Genomic DNA, 23,145 nt, shown 5'->3' with positions numbered 1-23,145 from the left:
TCTGTACGCTCTGGTGCCGCCACTGCGACGGGGGCAGAGTGAGCCGCCCATGTGTCACGATTGATGCGGAACCAGCTGCAGGATCGGCATCCGCGCAGCCCACGCGGGCGACTCGAGGAGGACTGTGCACAACGCCCAGGGCATTGACGGCGAGCTTGACCGCGCGTCGAAGATCGCCATGTACATCCAGCTTCGCGAGATCCTCCGCTCGCACATCACCACGAAGCTCATTCCTGGCGCGCCGCTGCCCTCCGAGCGCGATCTCTCGCTGCGCTTCGGTGTCGCCCGGATGACGGTGCGGCAGGCCATTGACGCACTAGTCGCCGAAGGCGTGCTGGACCGCATCGTCGGCCTCGGGACGTTCGTGAGCAGGCCCAAGCTGGATCTGCAGATGAAGCTGACCTCATACTCCGAGGAAATGCAGCGGCGTGGCATGGTTCCAGACGCCAGAGTCCTGAGCTTCGAGCAGATCGGCGCATCTGCATACCTCGCGCGGGAGCTTCAGATCGACGAGGGCACCCCTGTTGTTCGCTTCCGGAGGCTCCTGTTGGCAGATAGGGAGCCCATGAGCGTCGACGAGAACTACATTGTGGCCAGCCGTGTCCCCGGCTTCGTCGACGGTCCGCCCCCCGGGTCGCTCTATCAAGTGCTCAGTGAGAAGTACGGCCTCGTGATGGAGTGGGGGGAGGACACGATCGAGGCGACTGCCGCCTCGCCGTCGACGGCGCGCCTGCTCAACGTTGATATGGGCTCGCCCCTGCTCAAGATCCAGCGGCACGCTTACGTGTCGAAGTCGGTAGTCGACTACTCGGTGTCCTACTACCGCGCTGACCGTTACAAGCTCTGGGTACCCCTCCAGCGGCCTGGAATGCGTTCGCCGCGCAGTTACTCGTCCAATCGCTTCCAAGGGCCTCCGGGACGCGTCTGAGCCTCTCGGCTGCCTAGGAAAGAGCGGACCGAAACCTTCCGAGCAAGGGGGAAACAGGGAGGGCCCCGCACCGTTTCCGGTGCGGGGCCCTCCCTGTCAGCTGCGCCTTCAGTTGGTCGGTGGCACTGGGTCAGCGGCCGATGCTCCTGACCTCTTCATGGGCTTCGACAGCCTCGTGATGGCCATGCCCGTGAGCCGCCTCGAGCTCGGCCGGCGTAGCTGGTGCCACACGGTCCTCGAAGAACCACTTGGACAGTTTGGCACGACGGCGTTCCTTCCGGTTCACCACGCCCTTGGCGTTCGGCTGTGCAGGCAGGATCTCGGGAGACTCGAACCCGACCAGACGGTATCGCTTGTACTCGTCAAGTGGGGCGTGCACTTCGATGAACTCGCCGTGGGGGAGCCTCACGATACGGCCTGTCTCTCGGCCGTGGAGGGCGATCTCCCGGTCCTTCCGCTGGAGTGCCAGGGCGATCCGCTTCGTGACAACGAACGCGAGGATCGGGCCCACGAAGAACAGGGCACGAAGCCAGTACGTCACGTCGTTCAGCGAAACGTGGAAGTGGGTCGCGATGAGGTCGGAGCTCGCCGCTGCCCACATCACGCAGTAGAACGTGAAGCCCGCCATGCCGATCGCCGTGCGGGTCGGGGCGTTGCGGGGGCGGTCGAGCACATGATGCTCCCGCACGTCCTTGGTGATCCAGCGCTCGATCCAGGGGTACGTGAACAGCACGGTGAAGACGATGCCGGCAGGAACCAGGGCGGGCAGCAGCACGTTGAAGGTGAGCGTCTGGCCGAAGATCACGAACTCCAGGTGCTGGCGGTAGCCATCCACGGCGCCGAGGACACCGGGCATCAGGCGGAGCGCGCCGTCGACCCAGCCGATGTACCAGTCCGGCTGGGTGCCCGCGGAGACGGGCGACGGATCGTACGGGCCGTAGTTCCAGATCGGGTTGATCGTGAAGAAGGCGGCCATGGCAGCGATCACACCGAAGACGATGAAGAAGAAACCGCCCGCCTTGGCCGCATACACGGGCCCGAGAGGGTAGCCCACGACATTGCCGTCATTCCGACCGGGGCCGGGGTACTGCGTGTGCTTGTGCACAACCACGAAGATCAGGTGCAGTGCCACGAACAGCAGGATCATGGCTGGCACCAGGAGGATGTGCAGTACGTACAGACGGCCGATGATCGCAGTGCCGGGGAACTCTCCGCCGAAGAGGAAGAACGAGGTCCAGGTGCCGATGATCGGGATCGACTTGATGACGCCGTCGATGATGCGCAGGCCGTTGCCGGAGAGCAGGTCATCGGGGAGCGAGTAGCCGGTGAAGCCCGCGGCCATGCCCAGGATGAGCAAGACGCCGCCGATGACCCAGTTCACCTCGCGGGGCTTGCGGAACGCGCCGGTGAAGAAGACGCGAAGCATGTGGACGCTCATCGCGGCAACGAAGAGCAGAGCCGCCCAGTGGTGGACCTGGCGCATGAACAGGCCGCCGCGGACCTCGAACGAGATGTGCAGCGACGACTGGTAGGCCACGGACATCTCCATGCCGCGCAGCGGTACGTAGGCGCCGTCATAATGGGTCTCGGCCATCGAGGGGTCGAAGAAGAACGTGAGGAACGTTCCCGACAGCAGCAGGATGATGAAGCTGTAGAGTGCGACCTCGCCGAACATGAACGACCAGTGGTCAGGGAAGACCTTGCGGCCGAACTCGCGCACCACCGAGGATGCTCCGGTGCGCTGGTCGACGAATTCGGCAATCCGGCCGACCTTGGTCGGCGGCTGGTAGGTGGAGGAGGTAGTGCCGCTCACGAGTACTCACGCTCCCAGTAGCTAGGTCCAACAGGTTCGTGGAAGTCCGAGGAAGCTACGAGGTAGCCCTCGGCGTCGACCTCGATCGGCAGCTGCGGCAAGGGGCGGCTCGCAGGGCCGAAGATCACGGCACACTCATGCGTGAGGTCGAAGGTCGACTGGTGGCACGGGCAGAGCAGGTGGTGGGTCTGCTGCTCATAGAGGGCCACGGGGCAGCCGACGTGGGTGCAGATCTTGGAGTAGGCAACGATGCCGTTGTAGCTCCAGTTCTCGCGCCCAGAGGAGATGTGGAGGTCTGTGGGGTTGAGCCGCATGAGAAGGACAACCGCCTTGGCCTTCTCACTGAGCTTGCCCTCGGTGAGGTCGTTGAGCCCCTCGGGAATGACGTGGAACGCCGACCCGATCGTGATGTCCGCGGCTTTGATTGGTGTGCCGTCGGGATCGCGCGTGAGCCGGACCTTCTTGCCGCCCTTGGGGGCCCACATCGTGTGGCGGAGCTTGTCGTTCGCATTGGGGCCGAGATCGCCGAATACGGCGAGCGCGGGGAGCGGCGCGAGCGCCATGGCACCGATCAGCGTGTTGCGGATGAGCGGACGGCGCTTGATGCCCGTCTCCTCAATGATGTCGTCGACGATCTTCACCGCGGCGACTCGGTCTTCCTCGGAGCTGATCGCATGGCGAGCCTCGGAGACCTCGTGGTCCGGCATGAGCGCCTTGGCCCAGTGGACGATCCCGGTGCCGATCCCGAGCATGGCGAAGGCGGTGCCGATGCCGAGCAGGATGTTCTGCAGGCGGATGGTCGCGATCGTCGAGTCGTGGCCCAAGTCGATGGCGAAGTACGACACGAGGAACACGACAGTGCCGATCACCGAGATGATGAACAGAATCGTGACCTGACGCTCAGCGCGTTTCGCGGCCCTGGGGTCGGTGTCGGCCAGACGGAGACGGTGCGGCGGGAGTCCCGGGTCCGCGAACTTCTCTGTCTGACCAGCCGTAGCTACGGCGCCCCCACCCTGGGGAGAACCGTCACTATGGTTGCCCATATTTCCCCTCATCCTTCCTGGCCCCCGGCGGTCCGGGGACGATGTTCAAATCTACGCCGCCAGGTTGGCGGCCCATAGTGCGTTGCGCTGATATGTCAGGACGTGCGAGACGTCAGCCAGATCGTGAACGCGATGATGACGCCGAGGCCGGCGACCCAGACGAACAGGCCTTCGGAGACCGGACCGAGCGATCCGAGATCGGCGCCGCCAGGGGAGCCCTGGGTCTCGATGGTCTTGAGGAACGTGATGATGTCCCGCTTGCCCTCGGGCGAGATGTTGGCATCGGAGAACACCGGCATGTTCTGCGGCCCCGTGGCCATCGCCTCGTAGACGTGCTTTTCCGTGACGCCAGCGAGCGACGGCGCGAACTTGCCTCGGGTCAGGGCGCCACCGGCTGCGGCGGCGTTGTGGCACATGGCGCAGTTGACGCGGAAGAGCTCACCTCCATGGGTGGCATCGCCCTTGCCGTCAAGCATTGCCTCGTCCGGCAGTGCCGGACCCGGGCCGAGGGATGCGACGTACGCGGCGAGCTGCTTGGTCTGTTCTTCGCTGAACTGGACGGGCTTCTTGTACGCCTGCGGGCCGTTCATCTGCATGGGCATGCGGCCGGTGCCGACCTGGAAGTCGACTGCAGCGGCACCGACGCCGATGAGGGAGGGGCCCGCCGCAGTGCCGGACGCCCCCATGCCGTGGCACGTTGCGCAGTTGGCGACGAAGAGCTTCTGACCCTCGCTCACGTCCGTTGCCGAGAAGCTGGTGTCTGCTTTGGCCTGGTTGGCAGTGCTGAACATTGCGTACATTCCGCCGGTCAGCAGCAGCCCCATGACCAACAGTGCGATGACTGCCAGCGGGTGACGCCGCTTCTGCGAGAGTGCCTTCACGAATTCGTTCCTATCCGTTTCCTGCCGCCGCCGTGGGGCGCGGTCCGAAATCTTCTGCTGTGCTGACTGTTACTTCAGGACGTAGATGACCAGGAAGAGCCCGATCCACACGACGTCGACGAAGTGCCAGTAGTACGAGGTGACGATGGCCGCCGTGGCTTCGTAGTGGCCGAAGCGCTTGGCCACGAAGGCGCGTCCGATGATGAAGAGGAACGCGACCAGGCCACCCATCACGTGGAGGCCATGGAAGCCTGTGGTGATGTAGAAGGCCGAACCGTAGGCATTGGCGTCGAGGGTGACGTGCTCCGAGACGAGCATCGCGTACTCGGTGGACTGGCCGGCCACGAAGAACGTGCCCATGAGGAACGTCAGGATGAACCACTCGACCATGCCCCAGCGCACGAAGGCGGACAGGCCTCCCGCACGGCGTGGCTGGAGCCGCTCGGCGGCGAAGACGCCCATCTGGCACGTGAAGGAACTCGCCACCAGGACGATCGTGTTCACAAGCGCGAAGGGGAAGTTGAGCTTGCCCGTCTCCTCCGCCCACAGGTCGCTCGAGGCGGCCCGCAGGGAGAAGTACATGGCGAAGAGACCGGCAAAGAACATCAGCTCACTGGACAGCCACACCACGGTCCCGACCGAGACCATGTTGGGGCGATTCAGCGTGGGATGTGCCGGGGTTGTCGGGGCATGAGTCGCTGTCGTCACAAGGACATTATGTCTACAAACCCCGAGTTCGCCCAACGCGAACCGCTCCTTCAAGGAACTTTTTCTACAAACCCTCGAAATCATGCGGATCCGCGCCGGCCCGGGGGCGGGAGCGTGTGTGGCGGATGCTGGGTTGAGTCATAGTCCACCGGGGTGGATAGCATCTATGGGTGACTACCGAGGCAACAGGCAGTGGATCTGCCATCGTGACCACGCCCACCTGGCGATCGCTCATCGGAACCCTTGTGGAGGGCCGCGATCTCAGTCAGGCCGAGACAGCGTGGGCAATGGACACGATCATGGCCGGTGACGCCACTGATTCCCAGATCGCCGGCTTCCTCGTGGGCCTCAAGGCGAAGGGCGAGACCGTGGACGAGCTCGCGGGCCTCGTCAAGGGCATGGTCGCCCGGGCGACTCCCATCACGATCAGCGGCGAAAAGCTCGACATCGTCGGGACCGGCGGGGACCAGCAGAACACGGTCAATATCTCGAGCACCGCCGCTCTTGTCATGGCCGGTGCGGGCGCCAAGGTCGTCAAGCACGGCAACCGTGCGGCGTCGTCCTCCTCGGGCTCTGCCGACGTCCTCGAGGCACTCGGCGTGCGCCTCGACATGAGCGTGGACCGGGTCGCAGAATCAGCGGAGGCGTGCGGCATCACCTTCTGCTTCGCGCAGGTGTTCCACCCTTCGTTCCGGTTCACGGCCGTGCCACGCAAGGAACTCGCGATACCGACCGCGTTCAATATCCTGGGACCGCTCACGAACCCCGCCCACGTCCAGGCGTCGGCCGTCGGCGCTGCTGACCCCCGGATGGCCCCGCTCATTGCCGGCGTGCTGGCCGAGCGCGGCAGCCGAGGTCTCGTGTTCCGCGGGGATGACGGCCTGGACGAGCTCACTGTCACGACAACCTCACGCGTCTGGGAAGTCCGCGATGCCGGCGTCTCCGAGTGTGTGCTCGATCCCACAGAACTAGGTCTGCCACGCGCGACGCTCGACGATCTCCGCGGCGGGGACGCGGCGCACAATGCCGAGGTGGTGCGGCGCACCCTCGCGGGTGAACCTGGCCCCGTCCGCGACGCCGTGGTCCTCAACGCAGCTGCCGGCCTCGTCGCCTACGACCTCGAGTCCAAGGGGCCACTCCTGGACCGACTTGCGGCAGCCAAGACCCGCGTGGAGGAGTCGATCGACTCCGGCGCGGCGGCCCGAGCCCTTCAGGCCTGGGTGGCCTTCAGCCGAGCGTGACGCGCAGAACCGGCCGCACTTACAGAAAAGAGGCCGAGCCGCCGCGCGCGGTCCGGCCTCTCCTGTTGATGCCGATCAGGTGAGCCCGAGGGAGAAGGCCGCCTCGAGGTCGTGGCGCGAGTAGGCTCGGAAGGCGATGTGCGTCGTGGTCTCGAGCACGCCGTCCACCTTCGAGAGGCGGTCTGCGACCACGTCTGCGAGGTCTTCATGCTGGCGTACACGCGCGATCGCGATGAGGTCCCATTCTCCGGTGACCGAATACACCTCGCTGATCCCCGGGATGGCGGAGATCTGCTCGGCCACCTCAGGAATCTTCTTCGAGTCCGTCTGGATGAAGACGAATGCCGTGATCATGGTCCTCCGTTCGACAAGGGGCTATCCCTGGGACCAGCCTAACGGGCCGCGGCGGCGCGGCGGCCAGCCCGCACGCCGAGGGCAACGGCTCGCCAGCCGATCAGGAACACGCCGAGCGTGCCCAGTGCCACGACGAGGAACGGCGTCGCCATTCCGCCGCCGGTGGCCCACCGCAGCAGCATGCCGATGACATAGGCGCCGAGCCATACGAGGACGCCTCCGGGCCACACACTGAGCGGGCGGCGCCAGAGCCGCAGCACCGCCCACGTCGCGGCGAGGCCGACGACGAACGGCCACGCCGTGGCCAGCACGCCGAGCACCGGGCTGTCAAGGTTGTGCGTTGCGCGGCCTGTCGCCGCGAAGGCGAGTACGACGGCGAGGTCCACCACCGCGGCGAGGGCAGCGGTGCGCGCGGGGGAGACTGGCGAGGACTGCATGACTCAACCCTACGGTGCTAGCGTCGCTCCCATGCCGCACATGACCACGTGCCTCTGGTTCGACACCGAAGCGGAAGAGACGGCGGACCGGAGGTCACGCCGTCTCACCGAACTTTTCGAGGATCAGGATTCCGGACGTTCTCGGCGGGTGATGGAGGCGATGCTGACAATGCGCAAGATCATCATTGCGGACCTCGAGGCCGCGGCCGACGCGGGGTGAGACCGGCCCGGCCCCGGCCTGTCGAAATCCGTCCGGCCCGTTCGTCCAGTAGGCGAGGGGCCGCAGGGGCCCCCACCCTACAGGAGGCGAGAGCCATGACACAGTACCTGATCAGCATGTACCAGCCCGACGGCTCCGTGCCGCCCCCGAGGTCCTCACACCGATCATGGCGAAGCTCGCAGAGCTCACCGAGGACCTCAAGGCGGCCGGAGCCTATGTCTACGGGAACGGGCTCGCGGACGCGTCCGCCGCCACGGTGCTGCCCGCCAGCGGGGGAGAGGTCCTCGTGACCGACGGGCCCTACCTTGAGGGGAAGGAGCACATGGGCGGCTTCGACATCGTCGAAGCGCCCGACCTCGACGCGGCCCTCGCATGGGGCCGGCGTTTCGCAGAGATCACGGGCCTGCCGATCGAGGTGCGGCCGTTTGCGGGCATTCCTGCGCCGACACCGGGCAGCTGAGCCCTGAACAGCGCCGAGGACACCGTCGCGGCCGTCTTCCGTCAGGAGTACGGCCGGGCCGTGTCCGTCATCCTGCGTACCACCGGGGACCTCGGCCTCGCAGAGGACGCCGTCCAGGAGGCCTTCGCCGAGGCGACGCAGCGCTGGGCGTCCCACGGCGTGCCCGAGCAGCCGGGCGCATGGATCATCGTCACGGCGAGGCGGCGCGCCGTCGACCGCTTCCGGCGGGAGGCGGGCCGGAGGGGGAAGGAAGCCGCCGCAGCCCTCGTCGAGAGGGGCGACGCCCCGGAGCCGGACGCCTTCGGCGACGACCGGCTCAAACTCCTTTTCACGTGCTGCCATCCCGCGCTTGCCATGCCGGCGCGCGTCGCGCTCGCACTGCGGATCATCGGGGGGCTCACGACGGCGCAGATCTCCTCCGCGTTCCTCGTCGCCGAGTCAACGATGGGGCAGCGGATCTCGCGGGCGAAGGCGAAGATCCGCGACGCACACATCCCGTATCGCGTCCCACCCGCGCAGGAGCTGCCGGAACGGCTTGCCGGGGTGCTCGCTGTGATCTACCTCATCTACAACGAGGGCTACTCCGCGGGGCTGGGCGAGCCGCCGGAACGCGCGGGACTGTGCGCCGAGGCAGTGCGGCTCGCGCGCGTCGTCGTACGCCTCATGCCGGATGAGCCGGAGGCCCGAGGCCTGCTCGCGCTCCTGCTGCTGTCCGAGTCGCGGAGCGAGGTGCGGGCCGGCCCCGGGGGAGTCCTCGTACCGCTCGCCCAACAGGACCGATCACGGTGGGACGTGGCACTGATTGCCGAGGGCACCGGCCTTGTCCGGGAGTGCCTCGCGCGTGGGCGTCTGGGGCCGTACCAGCTGCAGGCTGCGATCCAGGCGGTGCACGCGACGTCGCCGTCGTCGGTCGCGACCGACTGGCGCCGCATTGTGCGGCTCTACGACGCGCTTCTCGAGGCCGCACCAAGCCCCATCGTCCGACTCAACCGGGCGGTTGCCGTGGCGGAGGCAGAGGGGCCCGCAGCGGCCCTCGAGATCGTCGACGCTCTGGATCTCCCCGGCTACCACGTATTCCACGCCGTTCGTGCGGCCCTGCTTCGGCGGCTCGGGATGGCGGACGACGCCGCGCGCGAGCTCGCAGAGGCGGCTCACCTCGCGCCCGGCGCGGGGGAGCGGGCATACCTCCTCGAGAGCCTCAGGGAGCTTCGCGAGGGCTGACTCGGGCTTTTCGAGCCCGTGACGAAACGATCGGCCGAACGCTCGCTGCCGTGGCTGTCTTATGCGACGACCGTTTCGGGGCGGAGGGCGGCCTCGCACCCGGGTGCGCGGAACAAGGCCGAGGTACGCGAGATCGAAGACGGAACGGAGCAGGCCGATCCCGAACAGGAACTCCCGCCGACCTCATCCTGGATACGTTGACATAATCGGCCGCGTCGCGCCTCGGCCCTTCCTCGGCAGGCGGCGCTCGGCAAGGCCGCAAAAGGTCGGAGGTGCCTCTCGCGATTTTCGCGGGCCGCCAGAGAGGCGCCCGGACTGCCCTCTGCAAGCTCAGACCGCCGTGAAGGGCAGGGAGTGACGGTCACGCCGGCCAGGAGAGTCCTTTCCTGCCATTACTTGACATAATGTCGATTATCGGCGTTTAGTTCACGGGAGTAGACGGGGCTGCGAGTACTTCCGTGCCACGTTCGCAGCTATATAAGCTGCGGCCATGGCGGGATCTGACGTTCTGAAGGTGGAAGACCCCGGGATGTGGACTTGGGTTCGATGGGATCGAGGACGTCCAAAGCGCCTCGTCGCAATGGCGAAGCTCTTCCGCGGCGGCGGATTGCCCTGGCTTCGGGCAGCGCGTGACGGCCTGGCCGCCATTAGAGTCTCAGTAGGCGCGGCCGGCCTCTCCACGGGCGTTCTGGAATGCCTACGGGACGGTGTGATGACCACGGCCTCCGCGCGCGCGAAGCTTGGCCTTGACGATGATGGGTTGCTCGAGCCGTGGCTGAAGGTTCTCGAGGCGCACCGACTCATCCGCGCCACGCCCGAGGGTTGGTTACTGACACGGCAAGGGCGGCGGCTTCTGGACGACGACGTGGTGCGAGCCGCTTACGAAGGCTTCTCCGGCTTCCACACTGGGCTCTACCGAGAACTCGGTCTTCAGTTACACGGCGGTCACCCCCGCCAAGACATCGCAGAACGCGGGGAGACCATCGCGCAGCTCACCCGATCCATGGAACCACTCCTGCACGAAGTGCTCGTCACCGAGGTGCACAGAGTGCGCCCCGCCAAGATCCTGGACGTCGGCTGCGGAGCCGGGATGAATCTCGCCGCCATGTTGAACGCCGCACCGCAGGCCGAGGGCACCGGCATCGAAATCGACAACGCCGTGTCCGACCTTGCCGAGAGGCTGCTTGAGCATCGGGGCCTGACTGGACGGGCCCGCGTGCTCCGCGGTGAGGTCGCCACGCTGGTAGCCGAAGGCAAAGTCGGCGGCCCCTACGACCTCGTGCTCCTCGCGAACGTCGTCTACTACTTACCGTTAGCCCAGCGGGTTCCCCTATTCCAAGAATTGGGAAAGCTCCTCTCCGAGGATGGCACTCTGCTCATCACGACTACCGCAGCCATGCCGGACCCCTTTAGCCGCCACTTCGACCTGCTGCTCCGCGCCCAAGGCCAAGGAATGGAGCTGCCAGAGACCGAGCCCTTGCGCCAACAACTGGCCCAGGCTGGGCTGCGGCCCGCACCGGCCCGACGGCTCGCACCGGGAGCGCCACTGATAGTGGTGACAGCCCAGCGATGATTGTCCTCCCCACCACACGACCATGACCCCTAGCCAAGTGCGGAGGTGGAACAGGCCAGCGCGGCCTTCTCGGGGCCTTGACATCGGCAAGCAGCCAGCGGCTACTGACAGTGAGGGTGCCGCCGGGCACGTCGCCGCACCCAAGAGGAGGACACGATGACCGCCACCGCCACCATCGAGATCCAACGTCCCGTCACCGAGGTGTTCGACTACGTCACGGACCCCGCCCGGTTCCACGAGTGGCAGAACGGTGTCGTCGACGCCAAGATGACCGAGCCCGGACCATCCGCCGTGGGATCGCACTGGACGACAACCAGACGCTTGGGCCCCCTCAACCGTCCCTTCACGTCCGTGGTGACCACGATGAGCCCACCCAACAGCTGGGCTGTGCAGGGCATCGACGGACCAATCCGCGCCTTGGTCGACGTCTCGGTCGAGGCCGTGAACGAGACGCGAGCCCGCGTCGGCATCACCGTGACCTTCGCGGGTCGCGGGATCGGGAGGGTGCTCGTCCCCCTGGTGCGCCGTCAGGCAGCCAAGGAGATGCCAGCCAACATGGAACGCCTGAGGCACACGCTGGAGTCGACCAGGCCCTCGCAGTGACTCACGGCTCGGGAGCGGTCAGGCCAACGCGCGTCCGCCGCCTGACGCCCCGACATACCTCGCGAGGTGCTTACCCGTCAGCGTCGTCCTGCCGGCCACGAGCTCGGCCGGCGACCCCTCGAAGACGACGAGCCCGCCGTCGCGCCCCGCGCCCGGGCCGAGGTCGATGATCCAGTCAGCATGCGCCATGACGGCCTGGTGGTGCTCGATGACGATGACGGACTTGCCCGAGTCGACGAGTCGGTCGAGGAGGCCCAGGAGCTGCTCCACGTCGGCGAGGTGAAGGCCCGTCGTGGGCTCGTCGAGGACGTAGATTCCGCCCTTCTCCCCCATCTGCGTCGCGAGCTTGAGCCGCTGCCGCTCGCCCCCGGAGAGGGTGGTGAGCGGCTGGCCGAGCGAGAGGTAGCCGAGTCCGACGTCGGCCATCCGCTCCAGGATCCGGTGCGCGGCGGGGATCTTCGAGTCCCCGTTCGAGAAAAATGCCTCCGCCTCCGTGACGGACATCGCGAGCACCTCGGCAATATTCCGCCCATTGAGCCTGAACTCGAGGACGGCGGCCTGATAGCGCTTGCCTCCGCACTCCTCGCAGGGGGTGGCCACCGTGTCCATGAAGCCGAGATCCGTGTAGATGACGCCGGCTCCGTTGCATACCGGGCACGCGCCCTCGGAGTTGGCGCTGAACAGCGCCGGCTTGACACTGTTGGCCTTGGCGAACGCCTTGCGGATCGGCTCGAGCAGGCCCGTGTAGGTCGCCGGGTTGCTGCGGCGCGACCCCTTGATCGCACCTTGGTCGATCACGACGACGCCCGCGCGCCCCGCGACCGATCCGTGGATGAGCGAGCTCTTGCCCGACCCCGCGACACCGGTCACGACGGTCAGCACGCCGAGCGGTATGTCGATGTCGACGTCCCTGAGGTTGTTCGTCGACGCACCGCGCACTCGGAGCGCGTCCTTCGAGCTCCGGACGGTGTCCTTGAGCGTGGCCCTGTCGTCGAAGTGCTTGCCGGTGAGAGTGCCGCTCCCCCGCAGCTCCTCGACGGTGCCCTCGAAGCAGACCTCCCCGCCAGCCGTCCCGGCGCCGGGGCCGAGATCGACGACGTGGTCCGCGATCGCGATCGCCTCGGGTTTGTGCTCGACAACGAGGACGGTGTTGCCTTTGTCCCGCAGCTGGAGCAGCAGCTCGTTCATGCGCGCGATGTCGTGGGGATGGAGGCCGATGGTCGGCTCGTCGAACACGTAGGTGACGTCGGTGAGCGATGAGCCGAGATGACGGATCATCTTGGTGCGCTGGGCCTCGCCCCCCGAGAGCGTGCCGGACGCGCGGTCGAGGGACAGGTAGCCGAGGCCTATGTCCACAAAGGAGTCGAGGAGGTGCTGCAGGCCGCCAACGAGCGGCGCCACCGAAGGCTCGTCAAGTGCGCGGACCCATTCGGCGAGGTCGCTGATCTGCATCGCGCACACATCTGCGATGCTGACGCCCTTGACCTTCGAGGACCGGGCGGGTTCGGCGAGGCGGGTGCCACCGCACTCGGGGCACGGCTGGAACGTGATGGCCCGCTCCACGAACGCGCGGACGTGCGGCTGCATAGCCTCCCGGTCCTTCGAGAGCATCGATTTCTGGATCTTGGGGATGAGCCCGTCGTAGGTCAGGTTGATGCCCTCGACCTTGACCTTAGTGGACTCCCTGTACAGCAGGTCGTTCAGCTCCGTCGTGGTGAACTTCCCCACCGGCTTGTCCATGTCGAAGAATCCCGTGCCGGAGAAGATGCGGCCGTACCAGCCGTCCATGGAGTAGCCGGGGACCAGGATCGCTCCCCCGGCGAGGGACTTGCTGGGGTCAAACAGCGCGGTGAGGTCAAAGTCGCTGACCGTGCCCGTCCCCTCGCACCGGGGACACATACCGCCGGTGATGCTGAATGAACGCTTCTCCGTCTTTCCCGTGGCCGTCTTGATGGCACCAGCGCCGCTCACTGACGGCACGTTGAACGAATAGGCCTGCGGCGAGCCGATATGCGGCTTGCCGAGCCGGCTGAACAGCATGCGCAGCATCGCGTTGGCATCGGTGACTGTGCCCACCGTCGAGCGGATATTGGCGCCCATGCGCTCCTGGTCCACGATGATCGCCGTGGTGAGGCCTTCGAGGACGTCGACGTCCGGTCTGGCCATGGTCTGCATGAAGCTCTGGACGAAGGTCGAGTAGGTCTCGTTGATCATGCGCTGGGACTCTGCGGCGATCGTCGCGAACACGAGTGAGCTCTTCCCCGAGCCGGAGACACCCGTGAAGACGGTGAGTCGACGCTTCGGCAGCGACAGGCTCACATCCTTGAGGTTGTTCTCCCTCGCACCCTCGACGCGGATCGTGTCGTGGGTGTCTGCGAGGTGCAGCTGCTGGTCCATGCGACCAGACTAGATCAGAGCCCGTGGGCCGCCACATAGCCTGCCAGATCGTCGCGCGCCAAGGCCCCGGCGACCTCGGCGGTTCCCGCAGAGTCCGGCACGACGATCGACTGGCCGTCCGGCGAGGTGCCCGTGCCCGCGTTCGGCAGCGTGAAGAAGACGCTCGCCGCTGGGTCGATCCCCCGTAGCCCGTACGCAAGTGCAGCCATGCCCGTCGCGTCAAGGCCGGAATCGGCGAGAGCGTACGGCGCCGCGTGTGCGACGACGGCGATCGCCTCTGCCGGTCCGCCCACCCGCCCCGTGGCAAGGAGCTGGCCGATCACGGCGCGGACGAATGCCTGCTGGTTGCGCACGCGCTGGTAGTCTCCGTCGGCGAAGGAGTACCGCTCGCGCACGAATTCGAGCGCGGCCTGGCCATCCAAGTGGTTCATGCCCTGCGTGAAGGCATGGTGGGTGTCGAACGAGGCCGCGAAGGCGACTGGGACGTTGACGTCGATCCCGCCGAGCGCGTCGGTGATGGCTTTGAAGCCGTCGAAGTCCAGCATGACGTAGTGGTCGATGCGGACCGACAGCAGGGACCCGACGGTCTCTGCCACGAGCCGCGGTCCGCCGAGCGAGAGGCTTGCGTTCACCTTGGACTCCGCGTGGCCCGGTATCGCCACCCACGAATCGCGCATGACCGAGATTCCGAAGACCCTGCGGTGGTCGGCCTGGACGTGGACGAGCATGATCATGTCCGCGCGCTGGTCCACCACCCCTCCCTTGGCGTCCTGGTTCGCGACCGCCTCCCGCGCGCTCCCCCTGATGTCGCTGCCAATCAGGAGGATGTTCATGGCGCCGACTGGGAGCTCCGGGAGTGTTGCCGAAGTGGTTGGGGTGGGACTCGCCGCGGGTGGCGCCGCGGGAGGTGCCGCGGACGGGGGCGTGACGAGGATGAAGGTTGTGGCCGCAGTCCCTATCGCCAGGAGAAGGATGATGGCGGCGAGCAGGACGCGCGAGCGGACACTGCGCCGTCGTGCGCCAGCACCCTCCCCGGAGTCAGCCATGGGTCAACAGTCGCTGCGCCGGGCAGCGGGCGGAAGTGCCTTTGGACCCGCAGAAACGCCGCGGCGCCGTCCCAGTGACCTGGGGCGGCGCCGCGGTAAAGCAGAGTGGGAACGATCAGGCGAGATCGCCCACGTGGACGGTGAAGACGTCCGGGCCACTGCGGGTCACCCTGACGTGGTCACGGTGGGCGCCGGCGTTGGCGGACACGTGCGAGATGGCCTCTTCGAGCGTGTGCTCGACCATCGCGGGGTCCCAGATCTTGAGGGTCACGGAGTGGGAGTCAAAAGTCATGCGTCAAAGCTTTCTCTCGTGTCAGGAGCGTGGCCCCGGCGGCCTCCTCGCTGAGGCTGCCAGACCATCATAGCTAGACCGGTATGGATCCGTGATCATGATGTGACCCGATCCACAGGAGTGTGACATACCGGTCTACCCGCGCCGGCGCGTCCATTCGAGGAGCCGCGGAAGCGGCCACGTCGTGGCGATCCGGTCTGCCGGCACTCCGTTGGCCGCGGCGCGCGCCGCCCCATAGCGCAGGAAATCGAGCTGCCCCGGAGCGTGGGCGTCGCTGTCGATGCTGAAGAGGCAGCCGGCGTCGAGCGCGGTCTGGATGAGGCGGTCAGGCGGGTCCTGCCGCTCGGGGCGCGAGTTGATCTCGACCGCGACTCCGGCGTCCGCGCACGCAGCGAACACCCGCGCGGCGTCGAACTGGGACTCGGGGCGCGTCCCGCGTCCCCCCTGCACGAGCCGGCCTGTGCAGTGCCCGAGGACGTCGGTATGCGGGTCCGCGATCGCGGCGAGCATGCGCCGGGTCATGGGACCGGCCTCCGAGCGCAGCTTCGAATGGACACTCGCCACCACGACATCGAGCTTCCCCAGCATCACGGGCGTCTGGTCCAGACTGCCGTCCTCGAGGATGTCCGCCTCGATCCCCGTGAGCAGCCGGAACCCGTCGGGCGATGACGCGTTCACCTCGGCCACGGCGTCGATCTGCCGCGCGAGCCGCCCGGCATCGAGCCCGTTGGCGATCGTGAGGTTCGGGGAGTGGTCGGTCAGAGCGAGGTACTCGCGGCCGAGCCATCGCCCCGCCTCGGCCATCTGCTCGAAAGGGACCGTGCCGTCCGAGGCATCGCTGTGCGAGTGGAGGTCGCCGCGGAGCCTGGAGTGCAGCTCTCCCCCGCCGGGTCCGGAGCCTGCCGCCGGCAAGGCCTGGGCCTCATCGCGCAGCTCGCTCAGGTAGTCGGGCACGTCGCCGTCGACCGCCTGGCGGATGATCGCGAAGGTCCTCTCCCCGATGCCCTTGGCACGCTTGAGCCTGCCGTCACGTGCACGGGCAGCGACCTCCTCGGGCGCCATTGCCGCGACAACATCCGCGGCCGTCCGGAAGGCTCGAACACGGTACCGTTCGGCCTGTGCGCGCTCAAGCCAGAACGCGATCTCCCTGAGGGCCCCGACCGGATCCACGGCTACCCCTTCGCCTCCAGTGCGTTGACGTCGGCTGAAACCGCCGGCGCACGACGGCGCAGGCCCGCCCGTGCCGGCACCGGAACCGCGAGCACGGCGAGGCCCGCGACGATGAGGGCCATGCCGAGCCAACTGGCCGGCGGAAGCCGCTCCCCCACCACCACGACCGCAAGGAAGGCCGCGACGACCGGTTCGGCCAGGGACACCGTCGTGGCAGTACTCGCGGGAACGCCGCTCAGTCCCCAGCCGAACAGGATGTACCCGGCGAACATCGGCACCGCGGCCAGGTATGCGCCGACCGCGATGTTCCCCCATGAGTCGAGGAAGGCCCCGCCCGTGAACGCCAGGACGACGAGCAGGCCGAGCGCCGAGGTGCCGAACGTGGCGCCAACGGCGGCCCGCGAGCCCACGCCCCCGCGGATTATTGGGTGGCTCGTGAACGAGTAGAGGGCGTACGACGCCGCTGCGAGAGCCCCGAGCGCCACCCCCGCCACCGTCTGGGCCGCCTCGCCGGACGGGGAACGGGAATCACCTATGCCGCGCACAAGGCACAGGACCACCGCCCCGGCGGTGCCGAGCGCCGCGCCGGCGATCCACCGCCCTGAGAGCTGCCGGCCGTCGACGATGCGCTCGAGCAGGGCAGCGGCAACGGGTGCGCCGCCGATCGACACGGCGGTGCCGATAGCCACTCCAGCGAGACGCATCGAGGTGTAGAAGGCGACGGCGTAGACGAGCACCGCGGCCCCGCCGATCAGGATGGGCCTCCACGATCGCGCGAGCTCGTGCCGCTGGCGGGCGGTCTGGCGGCCCGAGGTGGCGGCCAGAAGGAGCCCGCCGAAGCCCATTGAGGCCGCCCCGATGGCAAGGGGTGTCACTGCTGGGGCGAAGGACGAGGCCGTACCGGTGGTGCCCCACAGGACCGAGGCCCCGAGGACGCAGGCGACACCCAGGCCGTGGTCACGGCGTGGGCCTCCCATGTCGCCTCCCTGCAGATCCGGGTTCGGGGCCCCAGCCTACGCCGCGATGACCGCCATGTCGCGAGGACAGCTATGGGTCACGCGACGATGAGGGCGCCGGCAAGGCCAACTGCCCCGACCATGAGTGTCGAGCCCCCCGCGAGGGCTAGCGTCTTGCCTCCGCGCCGCACGAGCGAGCGGATCTGGACGCCGGTGCCCAGGGCGAGCATCGCCGTCGTGAGCAGGAAGGTCTGCAGGGCCGATGCCATGGAGAGCACCTCAGACGGGATAGGCATCGCGGTCCGCGCGGCCACGAGCCCCACGAAGCCGAGGACGAAGAGCGGGACGATGGGCGGCCGCTTTCCGCCTGAGGATCCGGTGCGGCGCTGCCGCCATGAGAGCACGGCTGCGACGGGCGCGAGCATGAGGACGCGGGCGAGCTTGACCGTGATGGCAAGCGCGAGCGCGCCACTCCCGAGCAGGCCTCCCACGGCGACGACCTGGGCGACCTCGTGCACACTCGATCCGGCCCACAGCGCGGTTGTTCGCGTATCGAGTCCGAGAATCCCCGCGAGCAGGGGGACGGCGGGGATCATCAGGGTACCGAAGAGGACCACGAGGGCCACGGCTGTGACGGTATCCTCCTCGTCGGCGTCCACCACCGATTCGACACCCGCTACCGCGGCTGCACCGCAGATCGAGAATCCACAGGCCACCAGGAGCGCCTGGCGTGCCGGGACACGCAGGAGACGCCCGAGGAGCACGGTCGCGAGGATCCCGGTAACGACGACCGTCGCCGCGATCGCGGGAATGCCCCAGCCCAGGGCGGCCAGGTCCCTGAGGGACAGCTGGAGGCCGAGGACGACGATTCCTGCCCGCAGCGGGACACGGGCTGCGACGGCGAGCCCAAGGGCGAGCCGTGCGGACAGGAGCCCGAGGTTGCGGAGGGCGATGCCGAGGACTATCGCCACGAGCAGCGGGCTGAGGCCTGGGACGAGCGCTGCAGCTCCGACCGCGACCGCGGCGCCCGTGAGCGCGACAGCCAGCCCCGGCACGGCGCGGCTGAGAGGCTGGCGTGTGGAGCGCGGGGCAGCCTCGGTGGTCGAGCGCGGTGTCGCGGGTCCTGGGGCTGCCATGCTCCTATCGTCTCGACCGCCGGGCATCGTCGGTAGACGGCAATTCGGCATGCCGGCCATATGCTTCAGATATGAGCGTTCGTGACTGGGATCTGAGGCACTACCGCTTCCTCGCCGCGCTCGCTTCCGAGGGGAGCATCGGAGCCGCGGCGCGCAGCACTGGGATGGCCCAGCCCAATGCCTCGCGCCTCCTTGAGCAGATGGAGCGTTCGGCCGGCTTCCCGCTCGCGCGCCGCACACCGCGTGGAACACGCCTGACCGACCGCGGCCGCGTGGTGGCTGGCCTCGCCGCCGAGGTGGTGGAGGCCGCGGAGAGTGTGGCGCGTTCCGTGGGAGCGCTCGAGGGCGGCCGCGGCAGCCTCCACCTCTGCGCATCCCTCACGGTCGCTGAGCACCTCATGCCGGGTTGGCTGGCTGCGGCGCAGCAGCGGCTCGCGTCCGTGACCACGACCCTCGACGTGGGCAACTCGGACGAGGTCTTCGACCGCCTGCGCTCCGGTGCGGCGGATCTCGGCTTCGTCGAGGGGCCCACGGTGCAGACGGGCTTCCGCTACCTCGAGGTGGGTCGGGACGAGCTCGTCGTCATCGTCCGCCCCGACCATCCCTGGGCGCACGACGGCGCGATCTCGCCTGACGCTGTTGCCTCGGCCGGCCTCGTGGTGCGGGAGCCTCGCTCGGGCACGCGGCAGACGGCTGATCTGGCCCTCGCCCCGTTCGGCGCTGGTGCGCGCTTTGAGGTGGGCAGCAACGCGGCGCTCGTGGCGAGCGTCGCCGCGGGGCTCGGCCCCGGGGTCGTGAGCCGGCTCGCGGTCCAGGCCGCGTTGCGGGCCAGCCGTGTGGTAGAGGTGCCGACGCCGCAGCTGCGTCTCGGCCGCGTGCTGCGGGCCGTGTGGGACGCAGGTGCACCGCTCCCCCGCAGTGCGAGGGACTTCCTCGACCTCGTGAACCGCGCCGGATAGGGATGTGCCACGCTGGACACATGCATCCGCGCGGGCTCTTCGGAGCACTGCTGCTCGCAGCCGCCCTCAGCACGGCCACGGCGTGCTCGCCACCGCCCGAACCACCGTCCCCGTCCGCGAGCAACGGCCCCATGACCGTCGCCGTTGACCAGTTCAGGGACGGGTACGCGAGCGGAACCATTGTCCTGCAGGTCACGAACACGTCCGTCTCGGGGTTCACCCTGGTCCGGGCCGAGCTGAGCGACCCGCGATTCGCCGACGGCGCCGTCTGGACCGGGTCCACCCGGTTCGAGCCGGGGCAGACCACGAGCCTGCCCGCCGTTGCGGCCAGTCCCCGATGCGCCGCTCCATCAACGGACGACACCCCCGCCGCTGAAGACGCCGCGCCCTCCGTCCGCCTGCGGCTCGCCGATGGCACCGAGCGGCTCGTGCGTGCCACTGATCCGCACGCCGTACTCGGCCGCATCCACACCCAGGGATGCTTCGAGGCCACAGTGGCCTCACTGGTGGCCCTGCGCCTCGACGACACCCTCGAACCGAGCGCTGAGGCGGAAACCACCGTACTCACTCTCCGCGCCGGGCCACCCTCGGCCCCCGCCACCGCCGGGCTCTCCACCGGGGGGCCGTGGGGCGCCGGCGCCCCACGGAGGGCCTCCGTGACGCTCACCTCGGTGGAGGGAACCACGCTCCTGGCGGAGGACCCGGCACAGCCTTGGCCCCGCGGCGTCGTCCTCGCCCCCGGCAGCACGGTGAAGCTCTCCGTCCGTCCTGCCCGCTGCGATCCCCATGTCGTCGCCGAGGACAAGGTCGGCACCCTCATCCCGTTAAGACTTGAAGCAGGCGACTCCTCGGGTGTCGTCAAGGCCGAGGCGTCACCCGCACTACGCGCGGCGCTGTACGGCTTCGTCGGCTCGGCCTGCGGATGGACGGGTCAGCGGCCCTAGGCTTGCGCTATGACTCCATCCACCAGGCCCGCACCCGGGAGCGACTGGCCTGCCGCACGCATCGCCGAGGCTGCAGCGGAGATCGTGGCCGCCGAGGACCACCCGCCGATCGTGCAGGCCGGGCATCCCGTCCTGCGCACCCGGGCCGTGCCCTTCGACGGCCAGCTCGACGCCGAGCTCCTGGCGGCCCTCGTCGTGGTGATGCGCCGCACCATGCACGCCGCTCCTGGCGTGGGGCTCGCGGCACCGCAGATCGGCCTCCCGCTGCAGCTGGCGGTGCTCGAGGACACGTGGGCGGCCGATGAGGACGTCGCGCGGGCCCGCGGCCGCACCCCTCTGCCCTTCCTCGCGATGCTCAACCCCGCGTACATTCCCCTCGGAGACGGGCGCGCTGAGTTCTTCGAGGGCTGTCTCTCGGTCCGCGGCTACACCGCCGTGGTCCGAAGGGCGGCGCGGGTGGGGGCCCGGTGGACTGGGCCGGACGGCGAGGCGCGGACCGCCGAGTTCGGGGGCTGGCAGGCACGCATCGTGCAGCACGAGACCGACCACCTCGCGGGCACTCTGTACCTGGACAAGGCCGAGTCGCGCTCGTTGTGCTCCAACGATGAGTACGCGGCCCGGTGGGCGCACCCCACCCCCGAGCTGGCCGCCCGGACGCTTGGCTTCTAGGGCGCCGCAGATCTCAGACGTGCTCTCCGAACCACCGCAGGATGTGCTCGAATCGCGCGCGGCGGTGATGGGGCGTCCCGGACCGGGACAGCTCGTGGTTCTCTCCGGGGAAGATGAGCAGTTCGGCGTCCACACCGCCGAGCTTGAGCGCGGTGTAGTACCTCTGGGCTTGCTCGATCGGGCACCGCCAGTCCTCCTCGGAGTGGACCACGAGAGTCGGCGTGCGCACGTCCCCGACGCAGGCCATGGGGCTCTGGGCTTCCACTGCCGTGGGATCCCAGCCCGTGTACTCGCCGGGGAAGAACCATCCGATGTCACTCGAGCCGATGAAGCTGAGCGGGTCGAGGAAGCCACGCTCCACAATGGCGGCCTTGAACCGATGGTCGTGCGCGATGGTCCACGCGGTGAGGTACCCGCCGTAGGAGCCCCCGAGGATGCCGAGCCGGTCTGCATCCAGCTCGCCGAAGGCTGCGAGCGCCGAGTCGAGGAAACCGAGCACGTCCTCGAGGTCGACGCTGCCCATGCAACCCCTGATGGCGCGCGCGTGCGCCTCGCCGTATCCGGCTGCACCGCGCGGATTGCACATGAGCACCGCGTAGCCCGCTCCCGCATAGACCTGCGCCTCGTCGAACCACGCGCCTGTGTACTGGGCGAACGGGCCGCCGTGGATCATCAGGAGCGTCGGGTGCGGTCCCTCGCCGTCCGGAAGCACCACCCACCCGTGGACGTCCGTCCCGTCGGCGCTCCTGCCGGTGAACTCGACCGGCGCCAAGGGCACGGCGGCCTCCCGCAGGGGCGCGTTGGCGTCGGTGAGGCGGTCCAGCGCCCCGCCCTCGGTGAGCCGGTAGAGCTCACCCGGCCCGTCGGCGTCGGCCGCGGCGAGCACGACGGTGCCCGCAGCCTCATCCACGCCGGTCACCACGAACGGTGTTCCGGTCAGCTCCTCGCGCCGCCCGTCGGGGGTGAACGCGAGGAGCCGGACGATGCCGCGGGTGCGGTCGAGCACGAGGGCACGGCCGTCGTCTGCCACCTGGAGGGCGTCGGGGGCCTCGCCGAGGTCGTCGCCCTCGGCGGTGAGGCGCACGGTCGTGGGGTTCGCCGGGGTGTGCCAGAAGAGGTGTGCGGCCCGGCCAATGAAGTCTGTCCCGGACGCGCCGAGGGAGGACGCGATGAGGTACACCCCGGAGCCGTCGGGTGCCTCGGCGATCGCCTCGACGGACGCGGCGTCTGGCGTGCCGAGGTCGAGGGCTTCGCTCTCCCCGCCGCTTACGGGTGTGCGAACCGCCCGCCGCTCCAGCGTGTCGAGCGCGGCCGGATCGAACCTGGACACCGTGTAGATCCATGCCCCGTCTGCGCTGAACCGCGGCTCGGCGTGGTCCACGCTCCCATCCGTGAGCTCGCGGGCCTGCGGCAGGCCCAAGTCCGGCTCTCCTGCACCGTCGGAAGCGTGCTCCTCGTCGGCTGCGGCGCGGCCGCGCGCGGGGACGAACGGCTCCGCGTCGAGCGGCGGGACGTCGAGGACGAACAGGCGCAGGCGCTGGTCCCCGGTGTAGCCCACCCCGTTCATCCGGTAGTTGAGGTCACGGATGAGGCGTGGGTCTTCGGAGCCGGCTCCGACCCCTTCGGTGGAGCCGTACCGTCCCGCTTCGGGGACCCGCGCCGTATAGGCGATGCGCGAGCCGTCTGGCGAGAACGTGAACTGGGCCACTCCGAGCGGGGCGCCGGTGAGAATCCGCGGCTCGCCCCCTCTGGCATCGACGACCGCGAGCTGCGGCTTGCCCTCGGGCTCGGCGCGCAGGAACGCGAGGATCCTGCCGTCGGGTGAGTACTGCGGCACGGTGTCGCGGAATCCGCGCGTGAGGAGGCGGGCCGGCCCTCCACCGAGCGGGACCTCCCAGAGCTGGCCGACGGTGGCGTCAGCACGGAAGTCAGGCCGGGTCACGGCGACGGCGCACCGGTCCGCCGCAGGGTGAACGGTGGGCGCGGAGAGGGATCGGATGAGGTCCACGTGTTCGGGCAGCATGAGGTGGATACTACGCACGCCCGCCTTCCAGTTCCCGCCGCTACGCCGAGTCGAACCGCCGATACGATGGG

23 protein-coding genes are annotated in these 23,145 nt (G+C 68.5%); 10 read left to right on the top strand and 13 right to left on the bottom strand.

Annotated elements, in window-relative coordinates; translation table 11 throughout:
* The first annotated feature begins 178 nt into the window (after nucleotides 1–178).
* Nucleotides 179–928 carry a GntR family transcriptional regulator gene (locus LF262_RS01470; protein WP_235779246.1) on the top strand — a complete coding sequence of 250 codons (750 nt, stop codon included), beginning with the start codon at nucleotides 179–181 and terminating at the stop codon, nucleotides 926–928.
* Nucleotides 929–1,058: 130 nt separating this feature from the next.
* Here LF262_RS01470 and qcrB read toward each other — a convergent pair whose 3' ends face one another.
* From qcrB to ctaE, 4 genes are all read right to left on the bottom strand, one after another.
* Nucleotides 1,059–2,741 (bottom strand): cytochrome bc1 complex cytochrome b subunit, encoded by a 1,683-nt coding sequence (gene qcrB, locus LF262_RS01465; RefSeq protein ID WP_235778519.1) that lies wholly within the window; start codon nucleotides 2,739–2,741, stop codon nucleotides 1,059–1,061.
* A complete protein-coding gene (gene qcrA, locus LF262_RS01460) occupies nucleotides 2,738–3,784 on the bottom strand; it encodes a cytochrome bc1 complex Rieske iron-sulfur subunit (protein WP_235778518.1) in 1,047 nt (348 codons plus the stop codon). The genes qcrB and qcrA overlap by 4 nt, the downstream gene beginning before the upstream one ends.
* A gap of 95 nt (nucleotides 3,785–3,879) precedes the next feature.
* Entirely contained in the window at nucleotides 3,880–4,665 is a 786-nt protein-coding gene (gene qcrC, locus LF262_RS01455; protein ID WP_235778517.1) for a cytochrome bc1 complex diheme cytochrome c subunit, read from the bottom strand.
* Nucleotides 4,666–4,734: 69 nt separating this feature from the next.
* Complete coding sequence (gene ctaE / locus LF262_RS01450) at nucleotides 4,735–5,373, bottom strand: aa3-type cytochrome oxidase subunit III (RefSeq protein WP_235778516.1); 639 nt, start codon at nucleotides 5,371–5,373, stop codon at nucleotides 4,735–4,737.
* A 170-nt stretch (nucleotides 5,374–5,543) separates the two neighbouring features.
* Here ctaE and trpD point away from each other — a divergent pair, with 170 nt between their 5' ends.
* Complete coding sequence (gene trpD, locus LF262_RS01445; RefSeq protein WP_235778515.1) at nucleotides 5,544–6,614, top strand: anthranilate phosphoribosyltransferase; 1,071 nt, start codon at nucleotides 5,544–5,546, stop codon at nucleotides 6,612–6,614.
* Nucleotides 6,615–6,689: 75 nt separating this feature from the next.
* Here the strand turns inward: trpD and LF262_RS01440 are convergent, their stop codons facing one another.
* Nucleotides 6,690–6,968 carry an Lrp/AsnC family transcriptional regulator gene (locus LF262_RS01440; RefSeq protein WP_235778514.1) on the bottom strand — a complete coding sequence of 93 codons (279 nt, stop codon included), beginning with the start codon at nucleotides 6,966–6,968 and terminating at the stop codon, nucleotides 6,690–6,692.
* 38 nt (nucleotides 6,969–7,006) lie between these two features.
* A complete protein-coding gene (locus LF262_RS01435) occupies nucleotides 7,007–7,405 on the bottom strand; it encodes a DUF3054 domain-containing protein (RefSeq protein WP_235778513.1) in 399 nt (132 codons plus the stop codon).
* A 31-nt stretch (nucleotides 7,406–7,436) separates the two neighbouring features.
* Between LF262_RS01435 and LF262_RS01430 the strand changes: the two genes are divergently transcribed.
* The 5 genes from LF262_RS01430 to LF262_RS01410 all read left to right on the top strand — a co-directional run bounded on the left by LF262_RS01430 (nucleotide 7,437) and on the right by LF262_RS01410 (nucleotide 11,482).
* Nucleotides 7,437–7,625, top strand: a complete 189-nt coding sequence (locus LF262_RS01430) for a VOC family protein (protein WP_235778512.1) — start codon at nucleotides 7,437–7,439, stop codon at nucleotides 7,623–7,625.
* 166 nt (nucleotides 7,626–7,791) lie between these two features.
* On the top strand, nucleotides 7,792–8,085 hold the full coding sequence (locus LF262_RS01425; protein ID WP_235778511.1) for a YciI family protein: 294 nt from the start codon (nucleotides 7,792–7,794) through the stop codon (nucleotides 8,083–8,085).
* A gap of 60 nt (nucleotides 8,086–8,145) precedes the next feature.
* Nucleotides 8,146–9,306, top strand: a complete 1,161-nt coding sequence (locus LF262_RS01420) for an RNA polymerase sigma factor (RefSeq protein WP_235778510.1) — start codon at nucleotides 8,146–8,148, stop codon at nucleotides 9,304–9,306.
* Nucleotides 9,307–9,886: 580 nt separating this feature from the next.
* On the top strand, nucleotides 9,887–10,879 hold the full coding sequence (locus tag LF262_RS01415) for a class I SAM-dependent methyltransferase (RefSeq protein ID WP_235778509.1): 993 nt from the start codon (nucleotides 9,887–9,889) through the stop codon (nucleotides 10,877–10,879).
* Between the two features lie 156 nt (nucleotides 10,880–11,035).
* Nucleotides 11,036–11,482: an SRPBCC family protein gene (locus tag LF262_RS01410; RefSeq protein WP_235778508.1), complete on the top strand. Its 447-nt coding sequence runs from the start codon at nucleotides 11,036–11,038 to the stop codon at nucleotides 11,480–11,482.
* A gap of 18 nt (nucleotides 11,483–11,500) precedes the next feature.
* Here LF262_RS01410 and LF262_RS01405 read toward each other — a convergent pair whose 3' ends face one another.
* From LF262_RS01405 to LF262_RS01380, 6 genes are all read right to left on the bottom strand, one after another.
* Entirely contained in the window at nucleotides 11,501–13,879 is a 2,379-nt protein-coding gene (locus LF262_RS01405; protein ID WP_235778507.1) for an ATP-binding cassette domain-containing protein, read from the bottom strand.
* A 14-nt stretch (nucleotides 13,880–13,893) separates the two neighbouring features.
* Complete coding sequence (locus LF262_RS01400; protein WP_235778506.1) at nucleotides 13,894–14,925, bottom strand: LCP family protein; 1,032 nt, start codon at nucleotides 14,923–14,925, stop codon at nucleotides 13,894–13,896.
* Between the two features lie 115 nt (nucleotides 14,926–15,040).
* Complete coding sequence (locus LF262_RS01395; protein WP_235778505.1) at nucleotides 15,041–15,217, bottom strand: hypothetical protein; 177 nt, start codon at nucleotides 15,215–15,217, stop codon at nucleotides 15,041–15,043.
* A gap of 135 nt (nucleotides 15,218–15,352) precedes the next feature.
* Complete coding sequence (locus LF262_RS01390) at nucleotides 15,353–16,387, bottom strand: PHP domain-containing protein (protein WP_235778504.1); 1,035 nt, start codon at nucleotides 16,385–16,387, stop codon at nucleotides 15,353–15,355.
* Nucleotides 16,388–16,389: 2 nt separating this feature from the next.
* Nucleotides 16,390–17,364: a DMT family transporter gene (locus LF262_RS01385; RefSeq protein ID WP_235778503.1), complete on the bottom strand. Its 975-nt coding sequence runs from the start codon at nucleotides 17,362–17,364 to the stop codon at nucleotides 16,390–16,392.
* Between the two features lie 77 nt (nucleotides 17,365–17,441).
* Nucleotides 17,442–18,479, bottom strand: a complete 1,038-nt coding sequence (locus LF262_RS01380) for a YeiH family protein (protein ID WP_235778502.1) — start codon at nucleotides 18,477–18,479, stop codon at nucleotides 17,442–17,444.
* Between the two features lie 71 nt (nucleotides 18,480–18,550).
* On the opposite strand from LF262_RS01380, the gene LF262_RS01375 reads away from it, so the two are divergent.
* The 3 genes from LF262_RS01375 to LF262_RS01365 are packed head-to-tail and all read left to right on the top strand — an operon-like array spanning nucleotide 18,551 to nucleotide 21,051.
* Entirely contained in the window at nucleotides 18,551–19,438 is an 888-nt protein-coding gene (locus tag LF262_RS01375; protein ID WP_235778501.1) for a LysR family transcriptional regulator, read from the top strand.
* 20 nt (nucleotides 19,439–19,458) lie between these two features.
* The gene (locus LF262_RS01370) at nucleotides 19,459–20,382 is read left to right on the top strand and encodes a hypothetical protein (protein ID WP_235778500.1); all 924 of its coding nucleotides are present in this window, start codon (nucleotides 19,459–19,461) and stop codon (nucleotides 20,380–20,382) included.
* 9 nt (nucleotides 20,383–20,391) lie between these two features.
* Entirely contained in the window at nucleotides 20,392–21,051 is a 660-nt protein-coding gene (locus LF262_RS01365) for a peptide deformylase (RefSeq protein ID WP_235778499.1), read from the top strand.
* A gap of 13 nt (nucleotides 21,052–21,064) precedes the next feature.
* Here the strand turns inward: LF262_RS01365 and LF262_RS01360 are convergent, their stop codons facing one another.
* Nucleotides 21,065–23,074, bottom strand: coding sequence for a S9 family peptidase (locus LF262_RS01360; RefSeq protein ID WP_235778498.1), 2,010 nt, complete (start codon nucleotides 23,072–23,074; stop codon nucleotides 21,065–21,067).
* Nucleotides 23,075–23,145: the final 71 nt, after the last annotated feature.

It is taken from the genome of Sinomonas notoginsengisoli, assembly GCF_021554725.1.
Taxonomy (GTDB): domain Bacteria; phylum Actinomycetota; class Actinomycetes; order Actinomycetales; family Micrococcaceae; genus Sinomonas; species Sinomonas notoginsengisoli.
The sequence above is the reverse complement of the archived record's forward strand: the minus strand, read 5'-3'. Positions and strand labels throughout refer to the sequence as shown.